General features: G+C 38.8%; 20 protein-coding genes and 1 other RNA gene. 12 read left to right on the top strand and 9 right to left on the bottom strand.

Annotated elements, in window-relative coordinates; translation table 11 throughout:
- Positions 1-47: 47 nt before the first annotated feature.
- From U1E44_RS02440 to U1E44_RS02430, 3 genes are all read right to left on the bottom strand, one after another.
- Entirely contained in the window at positions 48-1,133 is a 1,086-nt protein-coding gene (locus U1E44_RS02440) for a DUF4097 family beta strand repeat-containing protein (RefSeq protein ID WP_322929383.1), read from the bottom strand.
- Positions 1,114-1,671 (bottom strand): hypothetical protein, encoded by a 558-nt coding sequence (locus U1E44_RS02435; protein WP_322929382.1) that lies wholly within the window; start codon positions 1,669-1,671, stop codon positions 1,114-1,116. Before U1E44_RS02435 ends, U1E44_RS02440 begins: the two co-directional genes overlap by 20 nt.
- Positions 1,672-1,877: 206 nt before the next feature.
- Positions 1,878-2,429, bottom strand: a complete 552-nt coding sequence (locus U1E44_RS02430; RefSeq protein ID WP_322929381.1) for an RNA polymerase sigma factor — start codon at positions 2,427-2,429, stop codon at positions 1,878-1,880.
- Between the two features lie 214 nt (positions 2,430-2,643).
- On the opposite strand from U1E44_RS02430, the gene lon reads away from it, so the two are divergent.
- Positions 2,644-5,094 carry an endopeptidase La gene (gene lon, locus U1E44_RS02425; protein ID WP_323673836.1) on the top strand — a complete coding sequence of 817 codons (2,451 nt, stop codon included), beginning with the start codon at positions 2,644-2,646 and terminating at the stop codon, positions 5,092-5,094.
- A 265-nt stretch (positions 5,095-5,359) separates the two neighbouring features.
- Positions 5,360-6,064, top strand: coding sequence for a (d)CMP kinase (gene cmk / locus U1E44_RS02420; protein ID WP_322929378.1), 705 nt, complete (start codon positions 5,360-5,362; stop codon positions 6,062-6,064).
- 117 nt (positions 6,065-6,181) lie between these two features.
- Here the strand turns inward: cmk and U1E44_RS02415 are convergent, their stop codons facing one another.
- Positions 6,182-6,559, bottom strand: coding sequence for a LysM peptidoglycan-binding domain-containing protein (locus U1E44_RS02415; protein ID WP_322929377.1), 378 nt, complete (start codon positions 6,557-6,559; stop codon positions 6,182-6,184).
- A gap of 257 nt (positions 6,560-6,816) precedes the next feature.
- Here U1E44_RS02415 and rpsA point away from each other — a divergent pair, with 257 nt between their 5' ends.
- The 9 genes from rpsA to U1E44_RS02370 all read left to right on the top strand — a co-directional run bounded on the left by rpsA (position 6,817) and on the right by U1E44_RS02370 (position 16,158).
- Positions 6,817-8,655, top strand: a complete 1,839-nt coding sequence (rpsA, locus tag U1E44_RS02410) for a 30S ribosomal protein S1 (RefSeq protein WP_322929375.1) — start codon at positions 6,817-6,819, stop codon at positions 8,653-8,655.
- A gap of 249 nt (positions 8,656-8,904) precedes the next feature.
- Positions 8,905-9,444 (top strand): bifunctional pyr operon transcriptional regulator/uracil phosphoribosyltransferase PyrR, encoded by a 540-nt coding sequence (gene pyrR, locus U1E44_RS02405; RefSeq protein ID WP_322929373.1) that lies wholly within the window; start codon positions 8,905-8,907, stop codon positions 9,442-9,444.
- A 3-nt stretch (positions 9,445-9,447) separates the two neighbouring features.
- Positions 9,448-10,374 (top strand): aspartate carbamoyltransferase catalytic subunit, encoded by a 927-nt coding sequence (locus tag U1E44_RS02400; protein WP_322929372.1) that lies wholly within the window; start codon positions 9,448-9,450, stop codon positions 10,372-10,374.
- A gap of 7 nt (positions 10,375-10,381) precedes the next feature.
- A complete protein-coding gene (locus tag U1E44_RS02395) occupies positions 10,382-10,714 on the top strand; it encodes a hypothetical protein (protein ID WP_322929371.1) in 333 nt (110 codons plus the stop codon).
- Between the two features lie 6 nt (positions 10,715-10,720).
- Entirely contained in the window at positions 10,721-11,626 is a 906-nt protein-coding gene (locus U1E44_RS02390; protein ID WP_322929370.1) for a ribonuclease Z, read from the top strand.
- Between the two features lie 209 nt (positions 11,627-11,835).
- Positions 11,836-12,483: a pyridoxamine 5'-phosphate oxidase gene (gene pdxH / locus U1E44_RS02385; RefSeq protein WP_322929369.1), complete on the top strand. Its 648-nt coding sequence runs from the start codon at positions 11,836-11,838 to the stop codon at positions 12,481-12,483.
- Positions 12,484-12,648: 165 nt separating this feature from the next.
- Entirely contained in the window at positions 12,649-13,134 is a 486-nt protein-coding gene (locus U1E44_RS02380; RefSeq protein ID WP_322929367.1) for a SixA phosphatase family protein, read from the top strand.
- Positions 13,134-15,212, top strand: a complete 2,079-nt coding sequence (ppk1, locus tag U1E44_RS02375) for a polyphosphate kinase 1 (protein ID WP_323673835.1) — start codon at positions 13,134-13,136, stop codon at positions 15,210-15,212. Before U1E44_RS02380 ends, ppk1 begins: the two co-directional genes overlap by 1 nt.
- Positions 15,213-15,270: 58 nt before the next feature.
- Positions 15,271-16,158 carry a Ppx/GppA phosphatase family protein gene (locus U1E44_RS02370; RefSeq protein ID WP_322929364.1) on the top strand — a complete coding sequence of 296 codons (888 nt, stop codon included), beginning with the start codon at positions 15,271-15,273 and terminating at the stop codon, positions 16,156-16,158.
- Between the two features lie 38 nt (positions 16,159-16,196).
- Here U1E44_RS02370 and U1E44_RS02365 read toward each other — a convergent pair whose 3' ends face one another.
- A complete protein-coding gene (locus U1E44_RS02365; RefSeq protein WP_322929363.1) occupies positions 16,197-16,778 on the bottom strand; it encodes a MiaE family protein in 582 nt (193 codons plus the stop codon).
- 12 nt (positions 16,779-16,790) lie between these two features.
- Complete coding sequence (locus U1E44_RS02360; protein ID WP_322929361.1) at positions 16,791-18,626, bottom strand: DNA polymerase III subunit gamma/tau; 1,836 nt, start codon at positions 18,624-18,626, stop codon at positions 16,791-16,793.
- 131 nt (positions 18,627-18,757) lie between these two features.
- Here U1E44_RS02360 and rnpB point away from each other — a divergent pair.
- Positions 18,758-19,120, top strand: an RNA gene (gene rnpB, locus U1E44_RS02355) — RNase P RNA component class A.
- Here rnpB and U1E44_RS02350 read toward each other — a convergent pair.
- The 3 genes from U1E44_RS02350 to U1E44_RS02340 form a co-directional block, all read right to left on the bottom strand.
- Complete coding sequence (locus U1E44_RS02350) at positions 19,117-20,103, bottom strand: 2-hydroxyacid dehydrogenase (RefSeq protein ID WP_322929359.1); 987 nt, start codon at positions 20,101-20,103, stop codon at positions 19,117-19,119. The genes rnpB and U1E44_RS02350 overlap by 4 nt on opposite strands.
- 169 nt (positions 20,104-20,272) lie before the next feature.
- Positions 20,273-22,615, bottom strand: coding sequence for a DUF2309 domain-containing protein (locus U1E44_RS02345; protein WP_322929357.1), 2,343 nt, complete (start codon positions 22,613-22,615; stop codon positions 20,273-20,275).
- Positions 22,612-24,081 carry a proton-conducting transporter transmembrane domain-containing protein gene (locus U1E44_RS02340; protein WP_322929356.1) on the bottom strand — a complete coding sequence of 490 codons (1,470 nt, stop codon included), beginning with the start codon at positions 24,079-24,081 and terminating at the stop codon, positions 22,612-22,614. The genes U1E44_RS02345 and U1E44_RS02340 overlap by 4 nt, the downstream gene beginning before the upstream one ends.
- Between the last annotated feature and the right edge of the window lie 33 nt (positions 24,082-24,114).

Raw genomic sequence — 24,114 nt, 5'->3', positions numbered from 1 at the left:
CCCCTATGGCTTGCCTCGGGGATAGTCAGTTTCAAGAAATTTTTTATTTAATTTTTGGTGAACGAAATGCCACCATAATTGCTTGTGATAGCTATCGATTTTTCCGAGTTTGGTTGTCCGTAGTACCCTTTGTAATAATGGTCATTGGATTTTTCTTGATGAACGCTCATTTCAAAACTATCTTTTCCACTAACGCCGGCATAGCGGGTTCTAATTTCAAAATCGAAATAATAGAACGGACTGTATCCAATTTTAACATTGGTGTAGTTGGTGGTTAGGCGCACGTTTCCGGCCTCCGGGGTTAATTCGTTTAACCGGATAGATCCATAATCCGATGAAATAGCTACGTTTCCACGTACAGTTCCCAATTTAACATTGATGTAATCTCCGTTGCCTTTTACATCAGTAACTGCACCAATATCGATATTGCCATAATCACAGGCATACTCCAGATTTTCCATGTGTACCACAGTAGAATTGGTATAATCTGCCCTAAGCAACAAATCTCCCGCCTTTTCAATAGTAAAATCAGAATAATCTGCATTAATTTCACCACTATGAATATAGCCAATGCTGGATTTAGAAGTGTAATCAAAGCTCAAACTATTGCTTCTTCCTCTGAGTTCCCCAATTTCCAAACGACCGTAATCACAGCTTATTTTAGCATGCCCATCAATGCGATCCAATAAAATACTGCCGTAATCATTGCTGAGGTTAACACTATTTTTTACAGGTATTTTTATGGTGTAGTTAATCTGCATATTGACAGTGCTGTTGTTCCAGTTCCACCCCCAGCTCTTGCTTTTGGAGAAGTTAGTTTTTGCAGATACCATGCTACCACTATTTTCGAAGTCGATGTTTATTTCATCTAATTTTTGCTGCACCCGATCTTCATTATTGCCGTTGGTTTTAATGTGTACCTCAATCACAACCCTATTTTCATTCCAAGAAGTAATATGCAGATTGCCATAGCTATTGCTTACTTTAAGGAGCGCATCGGCATTGACAGAAAATTCTTTTTTAACGGTTTTTTCTTTCGTAAACTTGCCTTTTAAGGTGCTGTCATTACTCCAAATCGTCATCGGTATGGTAAAGAGGAGGAGTAGAATTTTATTAAATAATATAGTCTTCATCAGCATTATTTTTGTATGTTTTTATGGTTTCTATCTTTTTTAAGACATCTTTTACTAAATCTATTCTCGTTTGAAAATTGATAATCATGGCACTCAGAATAAGTTTACTGTTACCGCCATGAACCAAATCTTGCTCCAGCGAATTATAATCGTTCTCTAATTTTTGAAGCATTACTAAGGTATCTTCAATAATTTTTTGGGTTTCGGGCGTGCTTTCGCTTTTCAGTTGCTTTACCTGATCGTTAATAAGATTGGCGAAATAAAACTCGGTCTTAGAAGCCTCGGGCGAAATTTTAGCTACCTGATCTTTTACGGAATTACCCAAAAAATAGAAATAACTCCCGGATAGCAATACGGCCAATGAAGCGGCAATAGATAGGGGTTTCCACCACGTATTTTTACGTTTTTCTATGGAACGTATTCTCGCATCCTTCTCCAGTTTTATTAGGAATCGCTGTGCGTGTCCGGCAATGGGCTCCTCAACATCAAATTGACTTTGTAACGTGTCAAATACATCGTCTAATTTGTCTTTTTTCATGTGTTCCATTTATATTTTTAAATCGGTCATGTTTCTACTGCGCTCAGCACTGGAGTATAACGCGCCAATACTCATTCTCCTGTGTGTTATACTTTTAAGCATGTCTCGTTTCATTTATGGCAAAATACTGTAATATAATGCTATAGCTTTGTTAATATCGGTTTGTACCGTCTTTTTTTATAGATGCCCTATACACACTTATCGTATTACATAGGTATGAGTTTGCGTCTCAAACTTTCCTTAGCTCGCGAAATCAAAGTTCTGCAATTGGCATAGCTCAGGTTCATCACCTCGCATATTTCTTCGTAATCATATCCTTCAATTAAATGTAAGGTCAAAGAAATTCTGTAATTGTCTTTTAAAGATTTTAGGGTTTCCAATACTTTTTGAGCCTTTAGTTCGGTACCCTCCTGATCTGTAACAATTCCTTCATTATCTTCGACCCTATAAAGCACATCATCTAGGTCTACTTCGTTATTTCTTTGAAGTTGTCGATAGTGATAGATACTTTGGTTTATTACAATGCGCTTTAGCCATGCGCCAAATGCAACTTCACCTCTGTAACTGTTCAATTTTGTAAATGCTTTTAAAAAGGATTCCTGCATAACGTCTTCGGCATCGGCACTGTTTTTTACGATGCGTATGGCAGTATTGTACATGGCTTTGTAATAGCGATGGTACACTTCCATTTGTGCACTTTGCTTTCCCTCACGGCAATTTTGCAATACAATATCAATATGTTCTTTTTTGTGGCTCAAAAAGGGATTGGTTTGATGTAATGATGAAACAATGTCAAGATTGTTACAGTTTTTTTATTTTTTTTTGTGTTGGCACAGGAATTGCGTTTAAGGTATGTAAAAAAAAGCTTGCTTTTAATGAATAGCCTTAGATAAAGGCGATTAAGAGGCAGGGAAATATGAACTAAATAAAGTCAGCTGTACATTAAGTGACAGAATGACCGATTATATAGCTATGGGAGATTCTAAAATTTCAAATTTTGACAATATGTCTTTGCAGGTAATCGATGAAGATTCGGAGTTAATACCCTTGTTGAGCCCTGAGGACGAGGAAGAGATGAATAATGAGGGCTTGCCGGAAACATTGGCAATTTTACCTTTGCGCAATACGGTACTATTCCCCGGGGTAGTTATCCCGATTACAGCCGGCAGGGATAGATCTATTAAATTGATTAAGGATGCCAACAATGGCACTAAAGTAATTGGCGTGGTTTCGCAAAAAAATGAAGAAACCGAAAACCCGGAAATAAAAGACATTAATACCCTAGGGACGGTAGCCCGAATTTTAAGGGTGTTACAAATGCCCGACGGGAATACTACAGTGATTATTCAAGGAAAAAAGCGTTTTGAAATCGCCGAGGTGCTTACCGAAAAACCCTATATGACGGCTACCGTACGAGAGGCGGACGAAGAGCGCCCCGACGTAAATAGCAAAGAATTCTTGGCAATTATAGAGTCAATTAAAGAACTTGCCTTAAAAATCATTAGAGATAATCCTAATATTCCTAGTGAAGCTTCCTTTGCTATTAAAAATATACAAAGTAATTCGTTCCTTATCAATTTTGTTTCTTCCAACTTAAATTTAGAGGTAAAAGATAAGCAAGAGCTTTTGGAGATTAACAATCTTCAAGAGCGGGCTTTGGCTACCCTAAAGTACATGAATGTGGAGCTACAAAAACTGGAACTCAAAAACGTGATTCAGTCCAAGGTGCGAAGCGATATGGATCAGCAACAAAGAGAGTACTTCTTGCATCAGCAAATGAAAACCATCCAAGAAGAATTGGGCGGGGTTTCCTATGAAGAAGAAGTAGATGAAATGGTAGTGAAGGCCAAAAAGAAAAAATGGAGCAAAGAGATAGCCGAACATTTTAATAGGGAGTTGGCCAAAATGCAACGCATGAATCCTCAGGTGGCTGAGTACTCCATTCAGCGAAACTATTTGGATTTATTTTTAGAATTGCCATGGAATGAGTTCTCAAAAGATAAGTTCGATTTAAAAAGAGCTGCCCGTATTTTAGATAGAGATCATTACGGATTGGAAGATGTAAAGCGAAGAATTATTGAATATTTAGCGGTGCTAAAACTAAGGAATGATATGAAATCGCCCATTCTTTGTCTGTACGGGCCTCCGGGTGTAGGTAAAACGTCTTTGGGAAAATCGGTAGCCGAGGCATTAGGAAGACAATACGTGCGTATTTCTTTAGGCGGACTTCGAGATGAAGCAGAGATACGAGGACATCGCAAAACCTATATAGGTGCTATGCCGGGGCGTATTATTCAGAGTCTTAAAAAGGCGGGTAAGTCGAATCCTGTTTTTATTTTAGACGAAATCGATAAACTTTCCAACAGTTATCAGGGTGATCCCTCTTCGGCTATGCTAGAAGTATTAGATCCGGAACAGAACTACGAGTTTCACGATAATTTTCTGGAAGTAGGCTATGACCTTTCTAAAGTAATGTTTATTGCTACGGCCAATAGTCTTTCGTCAATACAACCTGCATTGTTAGATCGTATGGAGATCATTAACGTTACCGGCTATACTATTGAAGAAAAGGTAGAGATAGCCAAAAAACATTTACTGCCAAAACAATTGAAGGAACATGGCTTAACGGATGCACATTTGAAAATTGGAAAACCGCAACTGGAAAAAATTGTTGAGGGCTATACCCGAGAATCGGGAGTTAGGACTTTAGAAAAGCAAATTGCAAAAGTAGTACGGTATGCGGCCAAGTCCATCGCTATTGAAGAAGCATATAATAGCAAGGTTTCTTTGGAAGATGTGGAGAAAATATTGGGTCCTGCACGCATGGAGCGCGACAAATATGAAAATAACGATGTGGCAGGTGTGGTTACCGGACTTGCCTGGACGAGCGTCGGTGGCGATATTTTATTTATTGAGTCTATTTTATCCTTAGGCAAAGGCACCTTAAATATAACGGGTAATTTAGGAAAGGTGATGAAAGAATCGGCCACCATTGCTATGGAATACATAAAATCCAATGCCCAAGAGTATGGCATAGATCCCACTGTTTTTGATAAGTATAATGTGCACATTCATGTTCCGGAAGGAGCCACCCCAAAAGACGGCCCAAGTGCGGGTATAACCATGTTAGTTTCTTTGGTTTCTTTATTTACGCAAAAGAAAGTAAAAAAGAGTTTGGCCATGACTGGCGAGATTACCTTAAGAGGTAAAGTTTTGCCTGTAGGTGGTATCAAGGAGAAAATATTAGCAGCCAAAAGAGCAAAGATAAAAGAGATTATTCTTTGTGAAGAAAACAGGAGAGATATTCAGGAAATTAAACCCGATTATCTTAAAGGGCTTACCTTTCATTATGTTACTGAAATGAAAGAAGTGGTGGCTATAGCTTTAACGAAAGAGAATGTAAAGAATGCTAAAACACTGTAGCTACCATAGAATGTCTTTAATCTAAAGATTCCCCGACCCTTAGGTCGGGGTTTCCTATTTACCTCTCCTATGGAGAGGTCGGAACTGTCTTTTTGCAGTTCCGGGTGAGGTGAAATACAAAATTTCGGTTTTTGGCTCAAAGGCCAAAATGAAACTGGCGAAATACCCCTATGGCTTGCCTCGGGGATAGTCAGTTTCAAGAAATTTTTTATTTTCTGTCCTTCAAAAAGTATCGAAACTGTTTATTTCTCTCTATTTTTAGCACATGGGAAAAATCACCATCGCCATAGACGGGTATTCGTCTACCGGTAAAAGTACAATAGCCAAACAGTTGGCCAAAGCCTTGGGCTATATCTATGTAGATACAGGCGCTATGTACAGGGCGGTAACACTTTTCGCCTTGCGGAATAATTTTGTGGGGAATGAAAGAGACAATATTGAGGCGTTAGTGCGATTATTGCCTAAGATCGATTTAAAGTTTCAATGGAACGAATCTCTGGGTTTTTCTGAAATGTACCTTAATGGCGAAAATGTAGAACGGGATATTAGAACATTGGCCGTATCTAGATATGTTAGTAAAATTGCGACGATAGCACAAGTGCGCTACAAGTTGGTCGACATGCAAAAAAAAATGGGTAAACAAAAGGGCATTGTCATGGATGGCAGGGATATCGGAACCGTAGTTTTTCCTGATGCCGAACTGAAGATATTTATGACGGCATCCGTTGAGACCCGTGCCACGCGTAGGTACAAAGAATTGTTAGATAAAGGAGAGAAGGTATCCTACAAAGAGGTGCTTAAAAATGTACAGAATAGGGATTATATTGATTCGCATAGGGAATTTTCGCCTTTAAAAAAGGCACCGGAAGCTATCGAGTTCGACAATAGTGATATGGGACTTGAAGAGCAGTTTGAGCGGATGTATGGCTATGCGCTAAGAGTGATAGAAAAACAAAAAAAGGGAGCTTAAAGCTCCCTCTTTTCTTTTGTACAAAAGGCTATCTATAAACATTTCGAGACGTTCCGTAATAGCTATCTTATTTTTAATACCACACGGAAACGCCTTGGCCCTGTTTCAGTAGCTTAATTAGTTGGGGATTACCAACACTTGATCGGGATGTATCACATCCGGATTTTTTAAGATACCAGTGTTAGCCTCAAAAATCTTTTTGTATTTCATAGGATCGCCGTAGTATTGTTTCGCTATTTTACTAAGCGATTCCCCACTTTTTACGGTGTGTCTGTGAAAAACAGAGGTGTCGGCAACCGTTATGTTTGCCTGTATGTCTGCTGGGTTTTCGCCACCGATTTCTTTGATTTTGTCCCAAATCAAATTCTTCTCATATGGGGTACCGGCTTGCCCTTTCACTTTTAACACTCCGCCCTCTTCGGTAACGTTGCCGTCTTTAATACCCAGTTGCTCGCCAAGGCTTAAAACACCTTGGTATTTTGCTTTTACACTCATAATTTCACTTTTTAAACGGTTAATATTTGTGCCGGTAAGATACATATTATTCATAAATTTTATCGGGAACAGCACAAAATAATATAAAATTTGCTAAGCTGCTTTAAATTAGATTTGTAATGCCATTTTTTAATTGTATTTTTGCACTCCTTTTTAGCAAAATCAAGAGGAAAAGGGAAAGAAAAATATAAAAAACAACTTCTGTAGTTATTGTTTAACTCTTGTGAAACTACAGAATACAAATCTTAGATCAGCAAATGGCTGAAGACAAAACAAGCGCCGAGACAGTAGAAACTGTAGAAGCAGCAACAGCACCAAAGGTAGAAGTTCAAGAAAGAAATCCTCAAGAGTTTTTAGAAGCTTTTGACTGGGATAAATACGAGCAAGGCATTGAGCGTGTGGACGAAACCAAATTAAAGGAATTTGAAACCTTAGTATCCAAGAATTTTGTAGATACCGTAAATGAAGAGGTGGTAGAAGGCACTGTGGTATATCTTACTGATCGCGAAGCAATCATAGATATCAATGCAAAGTCTGAAGGCGTTATCTCGTTGAACGAGTTTCGCTACAATCCCAATTTAAAAGTGGGCGACAAAGTAGAGGTGCTCATTGATATCCGTGAGGATAAAAACGGACAATTAGTATTATCGCACAGAAAAGCGCGTACCATCATGGCATGGGATCGTGTAAATGCCGCTTGCGAAAAAGAAGAAATTGTTAATGGTTTTGTAAAGTGCAGAACCAAAGGAGGTATGATTGTAGATGTGTTCGGTATAGAAGCCTTCTTGCCCGGTTCTCAAATAGATGTGAAGCCTATACGCGATTACGATCAGTACGTGGGTAAAACCATGGAATTTAAAGTCGTTAAAATAAATCACGAATTTAAAAACGTAGTGGTTTCGCATAAGGCCTTAATTGAAGCCGATATCGAAGAACAAAAGAAAGAGATCATTGGGCAGCTCGAAAAGGGACAAGTACTAGAAGGTGTGGTAAAAAATATCACATCCTACGGTGTCTTTATTGACCTTGGTGGCGTAGATGGCTTAATTCATATTACAGACCTTTCTTGGAGCAGGATTAATCACCCCAATGAAGTAGTAGAATTAGATCAGAAGCTAAATGTGGTTATTCTTGATTTTGACGATAACAAATCTAGAATTCAGTTAGGTTTAAAACAACTAGAGAAACATCCATGGGATGCACTAAGTGAAGACATTAAAATAGGCGACAAAGTAAAAGGTAAAGTCGTTGTTATAGCCGATTACGGTGCGTTTATAGAAGTGGTAGAAGGGGTAGAAGGCTTAATTCACGTATCAGAAATGTCATGGTCTACACATTTACGTTCTGCTCAAGATTTTGTAAAAGTAGGAGATGAAGTAGAGGCTGTGGTGTTAACATTAGACCGGGAAGATCGAAAAATGTCGTTGGGTATTAAACAACTCACACCCGATCCTTGGACCGATATCACAGGGAAATATCCGGTAGGTTCTAAGCACAAGGGAATTGTACGGAACTTTACTAATTTTGGTGTTTTCTTGGAGCTAGAAGAAGGAATTGATGGTTTAATTTATATTTCCGACCTTTCTTGGACGAAGAAAATTAAGCACCCTTCAGAATTTGTAGCCGTAGGAGATACCTTAGAAGTAGAGGTGTTAGAATTGGATGTAGATGGCCGTAAATTAAGTCTAGGACACAAACAAACCACAGAAAATCCTTGGGATAAATATGAAGCTGATTTTGCCGTGGGTACAACACACACTGCAGAAATTGCGGAAATTGTAGATAAAGGAGCTACCGTAAACTTTAATGAAGATATTGTTGCTTTCGTACCTACCCGCCATTTGGAAAAAGAAGATGGTAAAAAATTAGGTAAGGGAGAAACTGCCGAATTTAAAATTATTGAATTCAACAAAGAATTTAAACGCGTAGTAGCCAGTCATACGGCAATCTTTAAAGAAGAAGAAGAACGCATTGTAAAAGCGGCTACGAAAAAGGCCGCCGCCTCTGCCGACGAAGCCAAAACTACATTGGGCGACGCCAATGAGCAATTGCAGGCTTTAAAAGACAAAATGGAAGCCAGTTCTAAAAAGAAATAAAGGCGTACGTTTTTGTAGTAAAGTAAAAACCCGAACAAAACGTTCGGGTTTTTTTTTGGTATTACCTTTCAAAGCTAGCTTCATACCAAAAAAAGGGATGCTACAAATAAGACGAAGCCAGCCAAGAGTAATACAAAATAGAATGGGGATCACAAAAGGCCATCACCCATAGTCCATATATTTCGTAAGAGTTCCTTTTATTGGTGAGAATTCCCTATTTTTGTACATCAAAAGAGTAGGTCTCATACTATGGGTCAAAAAGTGCTGCTTTCCTCCAAAGAAATTCATATCATACTTAATCGTCTGGCATGTCAGTTATTAGAAAATCATTTAGATTTCAAGAATACAGTGCTTATCGGTATTCAGCCTAGAGGAATTTTTGTAGCAGAGCGTCTTGCAAAACTTTTAAAAACAGAATATGGGGTGGCTAATGTACCCTTAGGATTCTTAGATATTACGTTTTATAGGGATGATTTTAGACGAGGTGATAAGACCCTTGAAGCCAATAAAACGCATATCGATTTTTTAGTGGAAGATAAAAAAGTGGTTTTTATAGATGATGTATTGTATACCGGTAGAAGTATACGGGCAGCACTCACGGCCATACAGTCCTTTGGTAGACCATCGGAAATAGAATTGTTAACCTTAATAGATCGGCGGTTTAGCCGGCATTTGCCCATACAACCCAATTATAGAGGGCGACAGGTAGATGCCATAAACGAAGAGAAGGTAAAGGTAATGTGGAAAGAAAACGATGGTAAGGATGTGGTTTATCTGGTAAATAAATAACCCATGAGTGAACTTAGTGTAAAACACTTGCTAGGCATAAAATATCTTTCAGCAGCAGATATAGAACTCATTTTTGAAACTGCTGATCATTTTAAAGAAGTCATTAACCGATCTATAAAGAAAGTACCCTCACTTCGGGATATAACCATTGCTAATATATTTTTTGAAAACAGCACGCGCACCCGCCTGTCTTTTGAATTGGCAGAAAAAAGGTTGTCGGCAGATGTGGTCAACTTTTCGGCTTCGCAATCTTCCGTAACGAAAGGGGAAACCCTTATTGACACCGTTAATAATATCCTTTCTATGAAGGTGGATATGGTCGTGATGCGGCACCCTAACCCGGGAGCCGGTATATTTTTAGCGAAAAATGTAAATGCAGCAATTATTAATGCCGGTGATGGGGCACATGAACACCCTACACAGGCGCTATTAGATTGCTTTTCAATTCGGGAAAGATTGGGCGATGTGGCCGGAAAAAATGTGGTCATTGTGGGCGATATTTTGCATTCTCGAGTGGCACTCTCTAATATTTTTGCGTTGACTCGTTTAGGAGCCAATGTTAAAGTTTGCGGGCCAAAAACCTTAATTCCAAAACACATAGCGTCCTTAGGGGTGCAGGTAGAAACGAACCTTCGCAACGCACTGAACTGGTGCGATGTGGCTAATATGCTTCGAATACAAAATGAACGCCTGGACATTAGTTACTTTCCCACTACACGCGAATACACTCAGCAGTACGGCGTAAATAGAGCGTTGCTAGATAGTCTAGACAGGGAAATTGTGATTATGCATCCGGGACCTATTAATAGAGGAGTAGAAATTACCAGCGATGTGGCCGACTCAAAACAGTCCATCATTCTACATCAGGTAGAAAATGGAGTAGCCATTCGTATGGCCATTATATATTTATTAGCGTCTCAAATAAAATAAAGAAGGTATGATTCTAGACAAAGACGGTGCAACCACCATTGTTTCTCAAGAAAATGTCGCTTTATGTAAATTTATAGAAAATTTTAATAAAGCCTATCCAACCATTAAAAACGATCATATTATCGTAAATCTTTTCTCTTTTTCAAAATTAGCGAGTAGCGATCTTTTGGAGTTCTTTCAGCTTTCGGAAACCCATAAACGGGCAAAGAAATCTTTTGTTTTGGTTGCAAATAACGTAAGTTTTAACGAAGTTCCCGATAGCATTACGGTGGTGCCAACCCTTCAGGAGGCAAAAGATATTATAGAGATGGAAGAAATAGAAAGAGATTTGGAACTATAGAAATTTGTGAAGTTATCTATATTAGGCTGTTATGCCGCGACACCAAGAACCTTAACCAATCCTACTGCGCAAGTGTTAGAGATGGGCAACCAGCTGTTTTTAATAGATTGTGGTGAAGGCACACAAGTACAGTTGCGAAAAAACAAAGTTAAATTTTCTAGAATAGATCATATTTTTATTTCGCATTTGCATGGCGATCATTTTTTTGGTCTGCCCGGCCTTATTTCCACGTTTCGACTACTGGGACGCGAAAAGGAAGTACATATATATGGACCAAAAGGCATTAAAGATGCCATTACTTTATTTCTGAAACTTGGGGACTCCTGGACCAACTATCCACTAATTTTTCACGAACTAGAATCTAACGCTTCCGAGCTTATTTATGAAAACAAGAAAATTACAGTGCATACCTTACCCCTGCAACATCGGATTTACACCAATGGTTTTTTGTTTAGTGAAAAATTGGGAGAACGTAAATTAAATATAAATGCAGTAAAAAAATATCGCTTAGACCGGAGTTATTTTCAACAAATTAAGCGAGGCGAACATCTTATTCTGCCTAATGGTACGTTGTTGGCTAATTCGGAAGTTAGTTTGGATCCGGTACCACCCAAAAAGTACGCCTATTGCAGTGATACAGCGTTTGACATGGCGCTGGTTCCTCTAATAAAAAATGCCGATGTGCTATACCACGAATCTACGTTCTTAACATCGGAGTCAAAGCTGGCCGTTAAAACAAAGCACGCCACAGCCAAGGAGGCAGCTCTTATTGCTAAGGCAGCCGATGTGGGGCAGCTTATTCTGGGACATTATTCTACCCGATACGGCAGCATAGAGCCCTTTAAAGAGGAAGCAGCAGCAATTTTTCCTTCCGTGGTTTTGGCCGATGACGGTAAGGTTTTTCAATTCTGATAAAGGGGTTAACTTTTTAAGCTCGTTGAAGTCTCAATGTAGTATAAATTAGCAATTTAAGACCAAATGTGTGGCTTTTTTTGTCGAAATAACTACCCGCTGATGCCATAAGGGCAGGTGCTACGCTTTCATAAAAACGTATAGGAACCTTTTGGGTTTGCATTCTTTTGTGCAACTTTGTTAAAAGGTACATCAATCACAGTATAAACATGCAAAAAGATTTAGGAAATTACAGGAAAACCTATAGTAAAAGTGCGTTGGTGGAGGAATCTATTTCGGATAACCCTATGATGCTTTTTCAACAATGGTTTTATGAAGTAGAAGCCGCCGACGGTGTGGACGAGCCCAACGCCATGTCGGTGTCCACCTTAGGGTTAGATGGATTTCCTAAGACACGGGTGGTATTATTAAAAAAATACACTTTTGAGGGTTTTATTTTTTACACGAATTACGAAAGTGAAAAGGGGAGGGCCATCGCTAAAAATCCGAAAGTCTGTCTCTCTTTTTTTTGGCCCATAATAGAAAGACAAATTATCATAAAAGGAACTGCTGAAAAGATTGCAGAAAATTTATCCGATGGGTATTTTGAGTCCAGACCAGAAGGTAGTAAATTAGGAGCCATTGTTTCTCCCCAAAGCCAAGTGATAGCATCGAGAGAAGTACTGGAAACAAAATTGAAAGAATTGGAAATGGCACATCAAAACAAACCCTTAGAACGTCCTGCACATTGGGGCGGCTATTTGGTACGCCCGCAGTCAATGGAATTTTGGCAAGGCCGACCCAATCGGCTTCATGATCGTATTAGGTATACCTTGCAAGAAAATTTAGATTGGAAGATAGAACGACTTGCACCCTAATCGTTTGCCAGACTTACCATCGTTTTTAAAAGTTGGCTACACCAATTATCAATGCTTTATAACAAATTGTATAGATGAAATGCCCATGTAAAATAGTGACACACCGGTGTATGATTGTCATAGGGCGTTTCAGGAGATCGATTTAATAATAATAAATATAAATACATGAAAACGATTATACTCGTACGACATGCCAAATCTACTTGGGATTATCTGGTAGATGATGTAGATCGTCCACTGGCAGAAAGCGGAATAAAGGATGCCTATCTTGTGGCTCAAAGATTTCACCTACAAAGCACTAAAACGGATGCGGTCTATTCCAGTCCGGCAGCAAGAGCCCTAATGACAAGCATGATCTTTATGCGCGTACTTAACTTTTCATATACTTCCTTTTCTGTTGCAGAAGCGTTATACGATTTTTCGGGAGAGCGTGTACGTCATTTTGTTAAAAATTTGGACAATACTAAAAATACGGTAATGCTTTTTGGTCACAACCATGCCTTTACCGAATTGGCCAATTTATGGGGAAATACCCCCATAGAAAATGTGTCTACTGCCGGCCTAGTACAAATTAATTTCGAAGTTGACCATTGGAAATCCATAGGTCAGGGCAGCACTACAACCACTTTATTTCCAAAACAATTAAGATGATGCACAAAACAAAATATCAATATATCAACAGGGAAATCAGCTGGCTGCAGTTCAATGAAAGGGTCATGCAAGAAAGTGCAGATAAAAATGTGCCTTTAATAGAACGACTCCGTTTTTTAGGTATATTTTCTAACAATTTAGACGAGTTTTTTAAGGTGCGCTATGCCACGGTAAAACGCATCGTAGAGGCCGGAAAACAAGGAAAAAGTGTATTGGGTGGCGAGATAGCCAAAGAATTGCTAGATCAGATCACAAAGGTGGTTATTAAGCAGCAGGCCGACAGTTTAACCATCCTGGGGACGATCGAGAAGGAGCTCGAAAAGAAAAATATCTTCATGATCAATGAGCGTGAAGTTAAAACGAATCAGGAAGAATTTATAAAAACATATTTTAGGCAGAAAGTTAGCCCTGTGCTCATGACTATCATTTTAAATGATTTGGCAGATTTTCCCATGCTAAATGATACTGCCGCCTATTTAGCCATTCGAATGATGCTGAAAAAAGATCCGAACAGCATGAGTCGGAAAAGGGAAATACGGTACGCCTTAATTGAAATTCCCAAGGGTATAGATCGCTTTGTGGTATTGCCTGTAGAGCATAACAAAAATTATATTATGTTGCTCGATGATTTAATCCGATTTAATTTGGATAGTATTTTCAATATGTTCGAGTATCAATCCATTTCGGCTCATATGATAAAAATTACTCGTGATGCGGAGTTGGATATGGACAATGATCTCAGTAAGAGTTTTATCGAAAAAATATCGACCAGCGTAGAGCACAGACAAATAAGTGACCCGGTACGTTTTGTGTATGACAAGGCCATTGGCAAAGATACCCTACGTTTCTTAAAAGAGAAAATGGATATTACAGATACCGATAGTGTAATTCCTGGAGGGCGCTACCATAATCGAAGAGACTATATGGGATTTCCAAGTTTGGGGCGGCAAGATCTATTATATGCTAAAATAGATCCGCTTCCGGTAAAGGGATTAAGCATGGACGGAAGTATTTTTGAATGTGTAGCCAAAAAGGACTATATGCAATACACCCCGTATCAAACGTTTTATTATGTCATAAAATTTTTGAGAGAGGCGGCACTAGACCCCAAAGTGCGCACTATAAAAATAACCGTCTACCGATTGGCAGACAACTCCCAAATCGCAGCCTCCCTAATCAATGCGGTAAAAAACGGAAAACATGTTACGGTGCAGATAGAACTACAGGCTCGTTTTGATGAGCAGGCCAATATACAATACGCAGAACAGTTACAAGCGGAGGGCGTGAAACTCATTTTTGGTGTTAGAGGGCTAAAAGTCCATAGCAAAATTTGCCTTATAGAGCGTGAAGAATTGGGTGGGCTAAAACGGTATGGGTTTATAAGTACGGGGAATTTTAATGAGTCTACCGCCAGAATTTATACCGATTATACCTTATTTACTGCCAATGAAAATATTTTAAGGGAACTGGGAAAAGTGTTCGATTTTTTTGAAACTACATATAAAATCAATAAATACAAACACCTTGTTGTATCCCCGCATTACACCAAAAGCGTGTTTAAAAAATTAATCAATCAAGAAATTAAAAATGCCAAAGCCGGAAAGCAGGCTTATATCAAAATTAAAATGAACAGCTTTACTTCATATAAAATGGTCGATAAGTTATATGAAGCTAGCAATGCCGGGGTGAAAATACAACTTATTATAAGGGGTATCTGTTGTTTGGTACCGGGTGTGAAAGGAATGAGTGAAAACATTGAGGCTATTAGTATTGTAGACAAATTCTTGGAACACCCTAGGGTTTTTATTTTCTGTAATGATGGTGCGCCAAAAGTGTATATTTCCTCCGCAGATTGGATGACCCGAAATTTGGATTACCGCGTAGAGGTAGGCTGTCCTATATACGATGAAGACATAAAGCAAGAATTGATCGATGTTTTTGAGCTTACTTGGAAAGATAACGTAAAGGCTAGGGTATTTTCCGACAAGCAGGATAATGCGTACCGACAGGATCATAATCCGAAAGTGCGATCTCAGTTTCAAATTTATGAGTATTACAAGGCCAAGCTAGAAGCGTAGGGCACTAATTTGTGGACAATTTTTTACGGAACAAAGAACGAAACTAAAGTTTAGACCATTGAAAATAAGGAAGTTTGCAGCCATAGACATCGGCTCTAATGCCATACGGCTGTTAACACATAATGTGATAGAAGAGAAAAACAAGCCGGTACGGTTCAGAAAAAGTAGCCTCGTAAGGGTTCCGGTGCGTTTGGGAGAAGATTCGTTCACTATCGGGGAAATTTCGGAACGCAATACCAAGCGCATTATAGATACCATGAAAGCCTTTAAGTTGTTAATTGAGGTACATGGAGTAGAGAAGTTTAGAGCCTGTGCAACTTCGGCGCTTAGGGAAGCCAATAACGGTCTGGAAATCATAGCCCGCATTAAAAACGAAGCAGCGATCGAGGTAGAAATCATTGATGGGAGAATGGAAGCCGAAATTATTGCTTCGTTCGACTTGAGGGAATTGTTGCAAAAGGAGCATTCGTATTTGTATATTGATGTGGGCGGCGGTAGCACGGAGTTTACTATTTTTTCTAGAGGTAGGTTGATTGCCAGTAAATCGGCAAAAATTGGCACCGTAAGATTACTAAATGAAGGGGTAGAGCAGCGCAACTGGATTAATCTGGAACATTGGATAAAGGAATACACCCAAAATTTACCCGAAATTTCGATTATTGGTTCGGGAGGAAACATTAATAAACTGCATAAAATGTCTGGTAGAAAATTGGGGGAGCCATTAACCCACGCATGGCTTAAGGGACAATTGCAATTTTTAGAAGGATTAACGTATAATCAGCGGGTATCCGAGCTCGGTCTTAATCCGGATAGAGCAGACGTGATTATTCCGGCCACTAAAATCTATGTTTTAGCTGCAAAATGGAGCGGGGCTAAAAAAATACACGTACCTAAAATTGGACTTTCAGATGGCATAATTAAGGCATTGTATTTTACCGGAAAATAGGTCGTTGTGCTATCTTTTTTAGTATCGACCTAGAATAGCTACCCATGAATACTTTCTTTTTTACCTAAGTCTTTCATAATGTTGGCTTCAAAGGTTAAAAGCGCTTGCCATTTGGCATCTACATCGTCCCGATCTCCGTATTGTCTTGCAAACTTTAGAAAAAGCGTATAATGACTGGCTTCGCTTATCATCAATTTATGGTAAAAATCAGCCAACTCCCTATCTTGTAATTCTTCAGAAAGCAAACGAAATCGCTCACAACTTCGTGCCTCAATAAGTGCTGCGTACAATAGGCGATGCACGAGCTGTGTGGTTCTGCTACCACCTTTTGGGAAAAACTTTAGAAGAGACACTACATATTCGTCTTTGCGATCTCGTCCTAAGCGTTTGCCGCGGGCCAAAATACGGTCGTGTACCATTTTAAAATGACCCATTTCTTCCCGTGCCAACGCAATCATTTCTTCTACCAAATCCGGATACTCCGGAAAACTTACAATAAGTGAAATAGCGGTGCTAGCGGCCTTTTGCTCACAATAGGCATGATCTGTCAGAATCTCATTTACATTTTTTTCCACAATGTTTATCCATCGCGGATCGGTAGGTAGTTTAAGGCCTAGCATTTGTTTTTAGAGTTAAAGATCAAGATCAAATTCTTTTTTTAATACATCGATATTTGGATTCATTTCGCGCAATTTCTGATATTTTTCTTCAGGTGTAAACGCATATTTTTGCATCGTTTCCTCGTTTACGCTAATCTTTAATTTTAGGAAATGATTATGCAGTTTTTCTTTTAAAAATACCATGAGATCGTGGTGCTCCCGTTCCACTTCTTTCTTCATAGTGCTGTTGGGCAATTCGATCCAGATCGTGGTTTTGTCAAGCAATTTCGGAACATCTGCGTGCAGGTTCGAGGCTAATATTTTTCTTCCGTCAGTTTCTAATTTTTCTACAAACTCCGCCCAATAATGCTGCATATCCACTTCTGAAAAAGGGGAATTTGGAAGATTGTCCTCCTCAACGATGACCTCTATTTTACTGAGATGATGTTCTTTTTTAGCCTTTAAACTCGACAATGATAAACCTGATATACGTTGGTGTGCTACGGGCATATTGGGATGTTGTACCGGGGTATTTTTTTCTTTGTGAGGTAGTGCTTCGCTATTCGTTACTTTTGGCGACGCACTCGGGATTGGCTTTTCCGCATGGGATATAAGAGGAACCGTCACATTTTCCGGAATACGATTTTCTTTTGAAAGGTAGGTATCGTTTTTTGGTACCCCGTTACCCCCTGTACTCGCTTTTTGAGAAACCGAAGATTTTGTCGCCGACGGTATTTTGTAATGAGAGGCAGGAATAATAAACTCGGTATTGCCCTGATAACGCCCTATAGGTTTAGGGTTTTTTTTTTCTCCCTCAAAGGTGAGAGAGGCTAATTTCATTAAGGTTAACTCTACAAGTAACCGTTGATTTTTACTGGTTTTATACTTTAAATCGCAGTCGTTAGCAATGTCGAGAGCCTTTAATAAAAATTCGGCCGATGTTTTAGCGGCCTGCTCTAAATAAGTGTTTTGAGTTTCACTGCCTACCTCTAGTAAGCTAATGGTGTCCTTGTATTGGCACACCATTAAATCTCTAAAATGGCTTGCAAGTCCTGTTATAAAATGGTGACCGTCAAAACCTTTTGCCAAGGTCTCGTTTAACAGTAGAAACAGGGCGGGAATATCATTGGCTAGGATAAGGTTGGTGGTCTCAAAATAGGTGTCATAATCCAGTACATTGAGGTTTTCGGTTACTGCTTTTCGGGTAAGTTTTGTTCCGGAGTAACTCACCACACGATCAAAGATAGAAAGCGCATCCCTCATGGCACCGTCTGCTTTTTGGGCAATGATATGAAGTGCTGCTTCTTCCGCTTCAATACCTTGGTTTTCTGCAATATACTTTAAATACTCGGCAGCATCTTTTACTGTAATACGTTTAAAGTCGAATATTTGACATCGGGAGAGAATGGTAGGTATAATCTTGTGTTTCTCTGTCGTTGCCAAGATAAAAATGGCATGCTTGGGCGGTTCTTCCAACGTTTTTAAAAAGGCATTAAACGCCGCGGCCGAAAGCATATGCACCTCGTCTATAATGTACACCTTATACTTGCCAACTTGGGGCGGTATCCGCACCTGATCTGTAAGACTTCGTATATCGTCTACGGAATTGTTAGAAGCCGCATCCAATTCGAAGATGTTGAACGCAAAATCTTCTTCCGGATGTTCTTGCCCATCCTGATTTATTTTTTTTGCCAAAATACGAGCACAGGTTGTTTTTCCCACGCCTCGAGGCCCACAAAAAAGGAGTGCCTGAGCCAAATGGTTGTGTTCAATGGCATTGAGCAGCGTATTTGTTATAGCCTGTTGCCCCACTACATCGGTAAATGTTTGAGGTCTGTATTTTAAGGCAGATACTACAAAGGGTTCCACAAGGCTCTATTTAGTACGGACAAGTAAAACTGTCGCTGTGTTGCCTACAAATATAAAAATAGCATCCCATTAAGAAGTTCATTTAACCTATTTTAAAGAAATTTTTATCAACAATTGGCGTACTTTTGCAAGAAGCAGGTCGCCTTATCGCTGCAACCGAAATTTTATGTAGGCTGTGGAGGAAAGTCCGGACACCAAAGTGCAGTATAGCGGGTAATACCCGTCGTCTTACAGGTACCGAGCATGTCTCAGAATCTGGCAGATAGGACAAGTGCAACAGAAAGAATGTACAGGTAATGCTGTAGTGAAATCAGGTAAACTCTATACGGTGCAACGCCATGTAAATCAGTGTTCCAAACCCAATTTTAATTGGAGATTTCGGAAAAGGGCTGCACGTCCGAGCTGAAGGGTAGGCGGTTAGAGGTAGGTGGTAACAACTATCCCAGATAAATGATAAGGCTCGACAGAATCCGGCTTACAGACCTGCTTTTTAGTTTTTCAAGACTTCGGGATTCACAATATGCGGCACTTTCTGGTTGCTATAAAATGCAATAATATTGGCTGCGGCCATTCTAGCCATTTCATTTCGGGCTTCTATGGTGGCAGAACCAATATGCGGCAAAACACAGGCATTCTCTATTTGTAATAGAGGATTGGTTGAACGCATCGGTTCCGGGTTTGTCACATCTAAACCTGCACCCCAAATGGTTCCTTGTTGCAAGGCTTCAATTAAATCGGGTTCATTATGAATACCACCTCTGGCAGTATTAATAAATAGGGCATTCGGTTTCATTAGGCTAAAGGCTCTTTTATCAAAAACGCCTCGAGTTGCCTCGGTTAGGGCAGTATGTACAGAAAGAACATCGCTTTGCGCTAATAAGGTTTCAAAAGACACATATCGGGCATTTAATTGTTTTTCCGCTTCTACGTTCCGGGTACGATTGTGGTATATAAGATCCATATCATAAGCGCCTTTGCAACGTTTGGCCATTTCCATTCCAATGCGCCCAAGGCCATAAATGCCCAAGGTTTTTCCTTTAAGTTCTAATCCTAAATGTGCATTGGGCTTAAAATAGCCCCAATCGCCTTTCATTATGGACTTGTGCATGAAAAACATTTTTCTCGAAGTTGCAATCATGAGTCCGAAAGCCGTGTCTGCTGTAGCATTGCTCATGGCTCCGGGTGTATAGCCAATGGCGATTCCTAGTTTGGTGGCTTCAGGGATATCAATATTGTCATAGCCTACAGCAAACTGGGAGATGATATCTAAATGAGCGCAATTTTTTAGAAACTGGGCATTCAAGTTGTCGGATAAGGTGCTAAAAATAGCGTTGTGTTCCTTTGCTTTTAACTCCAACAAGTGATGGGGCATAGGGTGTTCTTCATCCCATTCTGTAACGCTAAGTCCTGCTTCCCGTAATAATCTAGCTCCTATTTCCGGAAATTTTCGGGTTATTAAGATTTTTTTGTTAGCCATGAAATTGTAGTTGATTACACTTGCTTTTTTTAAGAATGCTTAAAAGCATAACTGAATGTATTAAAAATTATGCTTATAATTTCCGTGGGATTGTTTTTTGTAGTGATAATTCCATTTTTTATTCTTTTAACGACTAAACTTTTTTTATTTGTATTAGATTTTCTAATATCTAGTTCGTTAGAACTTCTAAGGAAGTTTTACTTCTGTCTTTTTTTATAACTTTTTGAGAAGGATTCCAAATACTTTCCGTTTTGTTCTCAGGATCCATGATGATTAGGTGTAGCCATTCATTTGCAATAAGAGAATGTAAGGTATTGTTTTTATCTAAAATTTTATTTACCCGTATCGTAGGAGCTTGGATGATTACCGTTAAACGTAAGGGTAAGTGATAAGGAGTATCGGACTTGTTGTATAAGGATTCAGAAGGAAGCCCCATTTTAAGATCTCCACCATTACCTTGTACTACACCAAATTTCCCCGTTATGTTATGTGTGGTTTTAGTTCCTCCACCAAATTTTTCATTATCCACTGTCGAAAAATAATAGTGGTTGTTTATCCATTGGGTCACCACCATAGGGCCTTGCATTATGGCTTCTAATGCGCTACCATCATTATCCATTTTCCAATTATAAGAATGTAAGAAGGATCGACTATTTAGATTAATTTTTCGAGTTAATTTCCGAGGGGCAATAATAAAGCTTGCATTTTTGGCCAACCCCCATTCTGGTCGAGTTTCTCCCCAGTTACTTGCTTTTTTTTCGGCAAGTGCCACACTTTTGTTTTTTACACCCAATCTTTCTTGAGTGGCCGTTAGTTGCACTTTATATAAAATTGCTTGAAGTGCTTTCAGTTGGGTTTTATGAGATAGAGGGGTACAAGAATCAAACAGTAAAATTTCATCTGTTGTAGTATTATGCTCGGCAGCCACAAAAAAAGTACTTTCTGGAATAGGAATGTTAAATTCTTTTGAAAGAAGTTGTCTTACTTCTGTTTCATTAGCCAATTTTGCCAACATTCTAGCATTATGCCTTCCGGGTCTAGCTGCACATGCTCCGCAGTCTAGGCTAGAACCAAAAGGATTGTTGACAGATTGGCTACCGTGGCCTACGAACACCACTAAGGGCGCAAAATTTTTCCAACCCATAAGTTTAAAAGCGGATTTGACTATGACCGCCTTTTCTGAAAGTGGTATAGAAATTTCAGAATTGTGTATGTGTATAGAAGGTTCACAAATTTCCTCCAAAGATATTTGTTGTTTTTTATTCCTGCGATATAAAGTTTTGTAAAGTAGGGTTCGTATTAGGATGCCGATTGCGTAAAAGAACCCCGCTCCTTCTACAAAACCAAAAGTAGAGGGTAACATATTTTTCATTCGCTTTAAGAAATAATTCCAAAAGCTATGTATCTCAGTTTTGCGGTCTAACATCTTCTTTCTAACCTCATAGTCTTTTTTGACTATTTCATTAACCGCATAGCAAGAATCTAGTATTGGGGGACACGATTTTTGCGAAATACCGGTCTTTAGATTTTGATAGTCCATTGGAATCCCAAAAAAGCCGGCATAGCCAAAAGTCTCGTAAGGCCCCTTGGATTCCACGTGCCTCCTAATCAACTCAGACCGTGTATCTATGCAGAAAACCATTTGGACTTCCGGGGACCTATCAGCCTGCTTTTTATGAACATTGATAGATGAATTTTTAAGGCTTGTTAAGAGTTCTTTCTGCCAACTTTTTTCCCATGCGCATAACCAAAGATATTGAAGTTCTGTCACTTGAGATTTGTCATTTGCGACAACTTGCTTTATTCTAAAATTTAGCCCCATTTTCTTGCTCGTCCATAATCGAACGGCAAGGTAATCTTGTAATTCAATGGGTGCCTTTTTATGCCATTGAGGGAGGTTTTTACTTCTGTATTTTATGTAACCCGTCCAACCTGATAGCGCCGACAGATGAAGTTTAAAAACTTCAATAATTTCCTCATCTGAAATATTTTTTAATAATCCTTCAAGCACTTCTTCACTTGTTTTAGGGATTTTTGTGTGCTTTGTAGCACCCAGACTTTGATCAAACGGAGCAAGTTTTCTCCAAGCTTGGTAAAACCCTTTCGATTTATAAGGCATTTGCCATTCCGCCAAGCCTTCATCCATAAAAGCGCTAAGCCATTTCACCAAATAACGATCCAAATCATGATCGGGGTTCTTCACTTGTTTGGAAGTTTCCGCTTCCATAAGGTCTAAATAGTATTCGGGGGTGTTCGTATATCCTTTTTGTTTTAGGATTTGACATAGTATATAACTATTAATATGGCCTTTTTCTAGTGCATTTCGGTACACGGGTGCTTTTGGAAAAACGGTAGCATTAAATAAATCTTTAGCGTTTTCTGAAGCATTATAAAATGACCTTGTTTCATATCCACTTAAAGGGTTGGAAGTTACAAAAGAATATAAGGGCCAGGTATACCCTATACATTCTGATGCCTCTTCAATGAGTAACTCAAATTTTGTTTGCGTCATTGTATTTTATTTTTATACATTAAGATAGATTTTTTATGAGGAAGTGAAATATTTAGAAGTTTTACATAGAGCCATGGTAATTTTCTGTATATGCCAAGTTTCATTAGAAAAAAGCCAATAAGAAAGATGAGACCAAAACCAATTTGTAAAGTGGAAATTGATTTAGATACTTCGATAACATTAAAGCCTTTTAAAGTCAGAGTCGTCAAATTATAAAAGAGCGCATAAATGACTATTCCTGACATAAAGAGCACTGGGGGAAATATTATTTTTTGCCAAACATTAAATGTGCTTTGTTTTACAATGTTGTAAGTGATTTGTCCGACAGTTATTGAAGCGATTAGCGTTAAAAGAATTCCGCTATCCCATTTCAGGCCTTTGTAGGTCAGTTGAGCGAAGCTATAGGCACCCAATAGGCTAAAAATAATAACGATTATTCCTTGATACCATTTAATATGAATTTGTGGCGGGGTTTTTGGGTTAAGTTGTTCTATTTCATTTCCATTAGACAGAAAGAGGGAGGCTTTGTAAAAGCTATGTAAGATTAAATGCGTAATGGCTGCATTGAAAAACCCTAAACCACATTGCATAATCATAAAGCCCATTTGTGCAATGGTAGAACAGGCCAACCTTTGTTTAACGTTGACTTGAATAAGTTTTATAAATTGGGCTAAGATTGCCGAAAGACCACCCAGAAGTAAAAGAATGTCTAAAGTATTCGAGGCTATAATTAGGGGCGCTACTATAGTAAGTAATATTCCGGAACCATTTACAAACCCTGCGTGCATTAAAGCGGATGCAGGTGTAGGTGCTGTCATTGAAGAAAGTAACCATTTGTGAAACGGAAAGATGGCAGATTGAACAAGGGCAGCGGTAATAATGCAAAGTGATGAGGTAACTTTTATAAATTGGGGTATTTCATCAATATTCAACATCAAATCACTAATAAACAGACTATTGTTAAAATAGGCCAATAGTAGTAAACCAATAGTTAATAGGAAGCTTCCAGCTACAAAATATTGGACTGCAACCCTTTTTGACTCTCTCGCCTCTCCCCAATTCGTATCCATACCAATTAACTTCGAAATTAGGAGTCCCATAAGAAACCAGCCTATTACTAATAGAATTACATGGTTGGAAATTATGAAAAAAAGAACTGCCATAATAAATCCAAGGCAATGTATCATAAATCGGGATTTTTGTTCCGGATCTTTAAAGTAGGATTTGGCGTATGTACATATAATGGCACCAAGAAATGAAATAGTTGTACTTAAAAGAAGGGTAAATCCATTAATTCTGATAAAATTATTCCACTGCCAATCTAGATTTTGAGGGAAATACGTAATAATTATACAGAGGTTGCTGAGAAATACTAGCCAAAGTAAAACCGAGATCAACCCGGATACATATGTTGCTATTGAATCGCTAAACATTCTTTTAACAAGTTTTTCTGGCGATGTGGTCATTGTTTTAATTTTTGAATTGTTCTTGATTATCGG

The organism is Aurantibrevibacter litoralis, from assembly GCF_034651555.1.
Classification (GTDB): Bacteria; Bacteroidota; Bacteroidia; order Flavobacteriales; family Flavobacteriaceae; genus Aurantibrevibacter; species Aurantibrevibacter litoralis.
The sequence above is the reverse complement of the archived record's forward strand: the minus strand, read 5'-3'. Positions and strand labels throughout refer to the sequence as shown.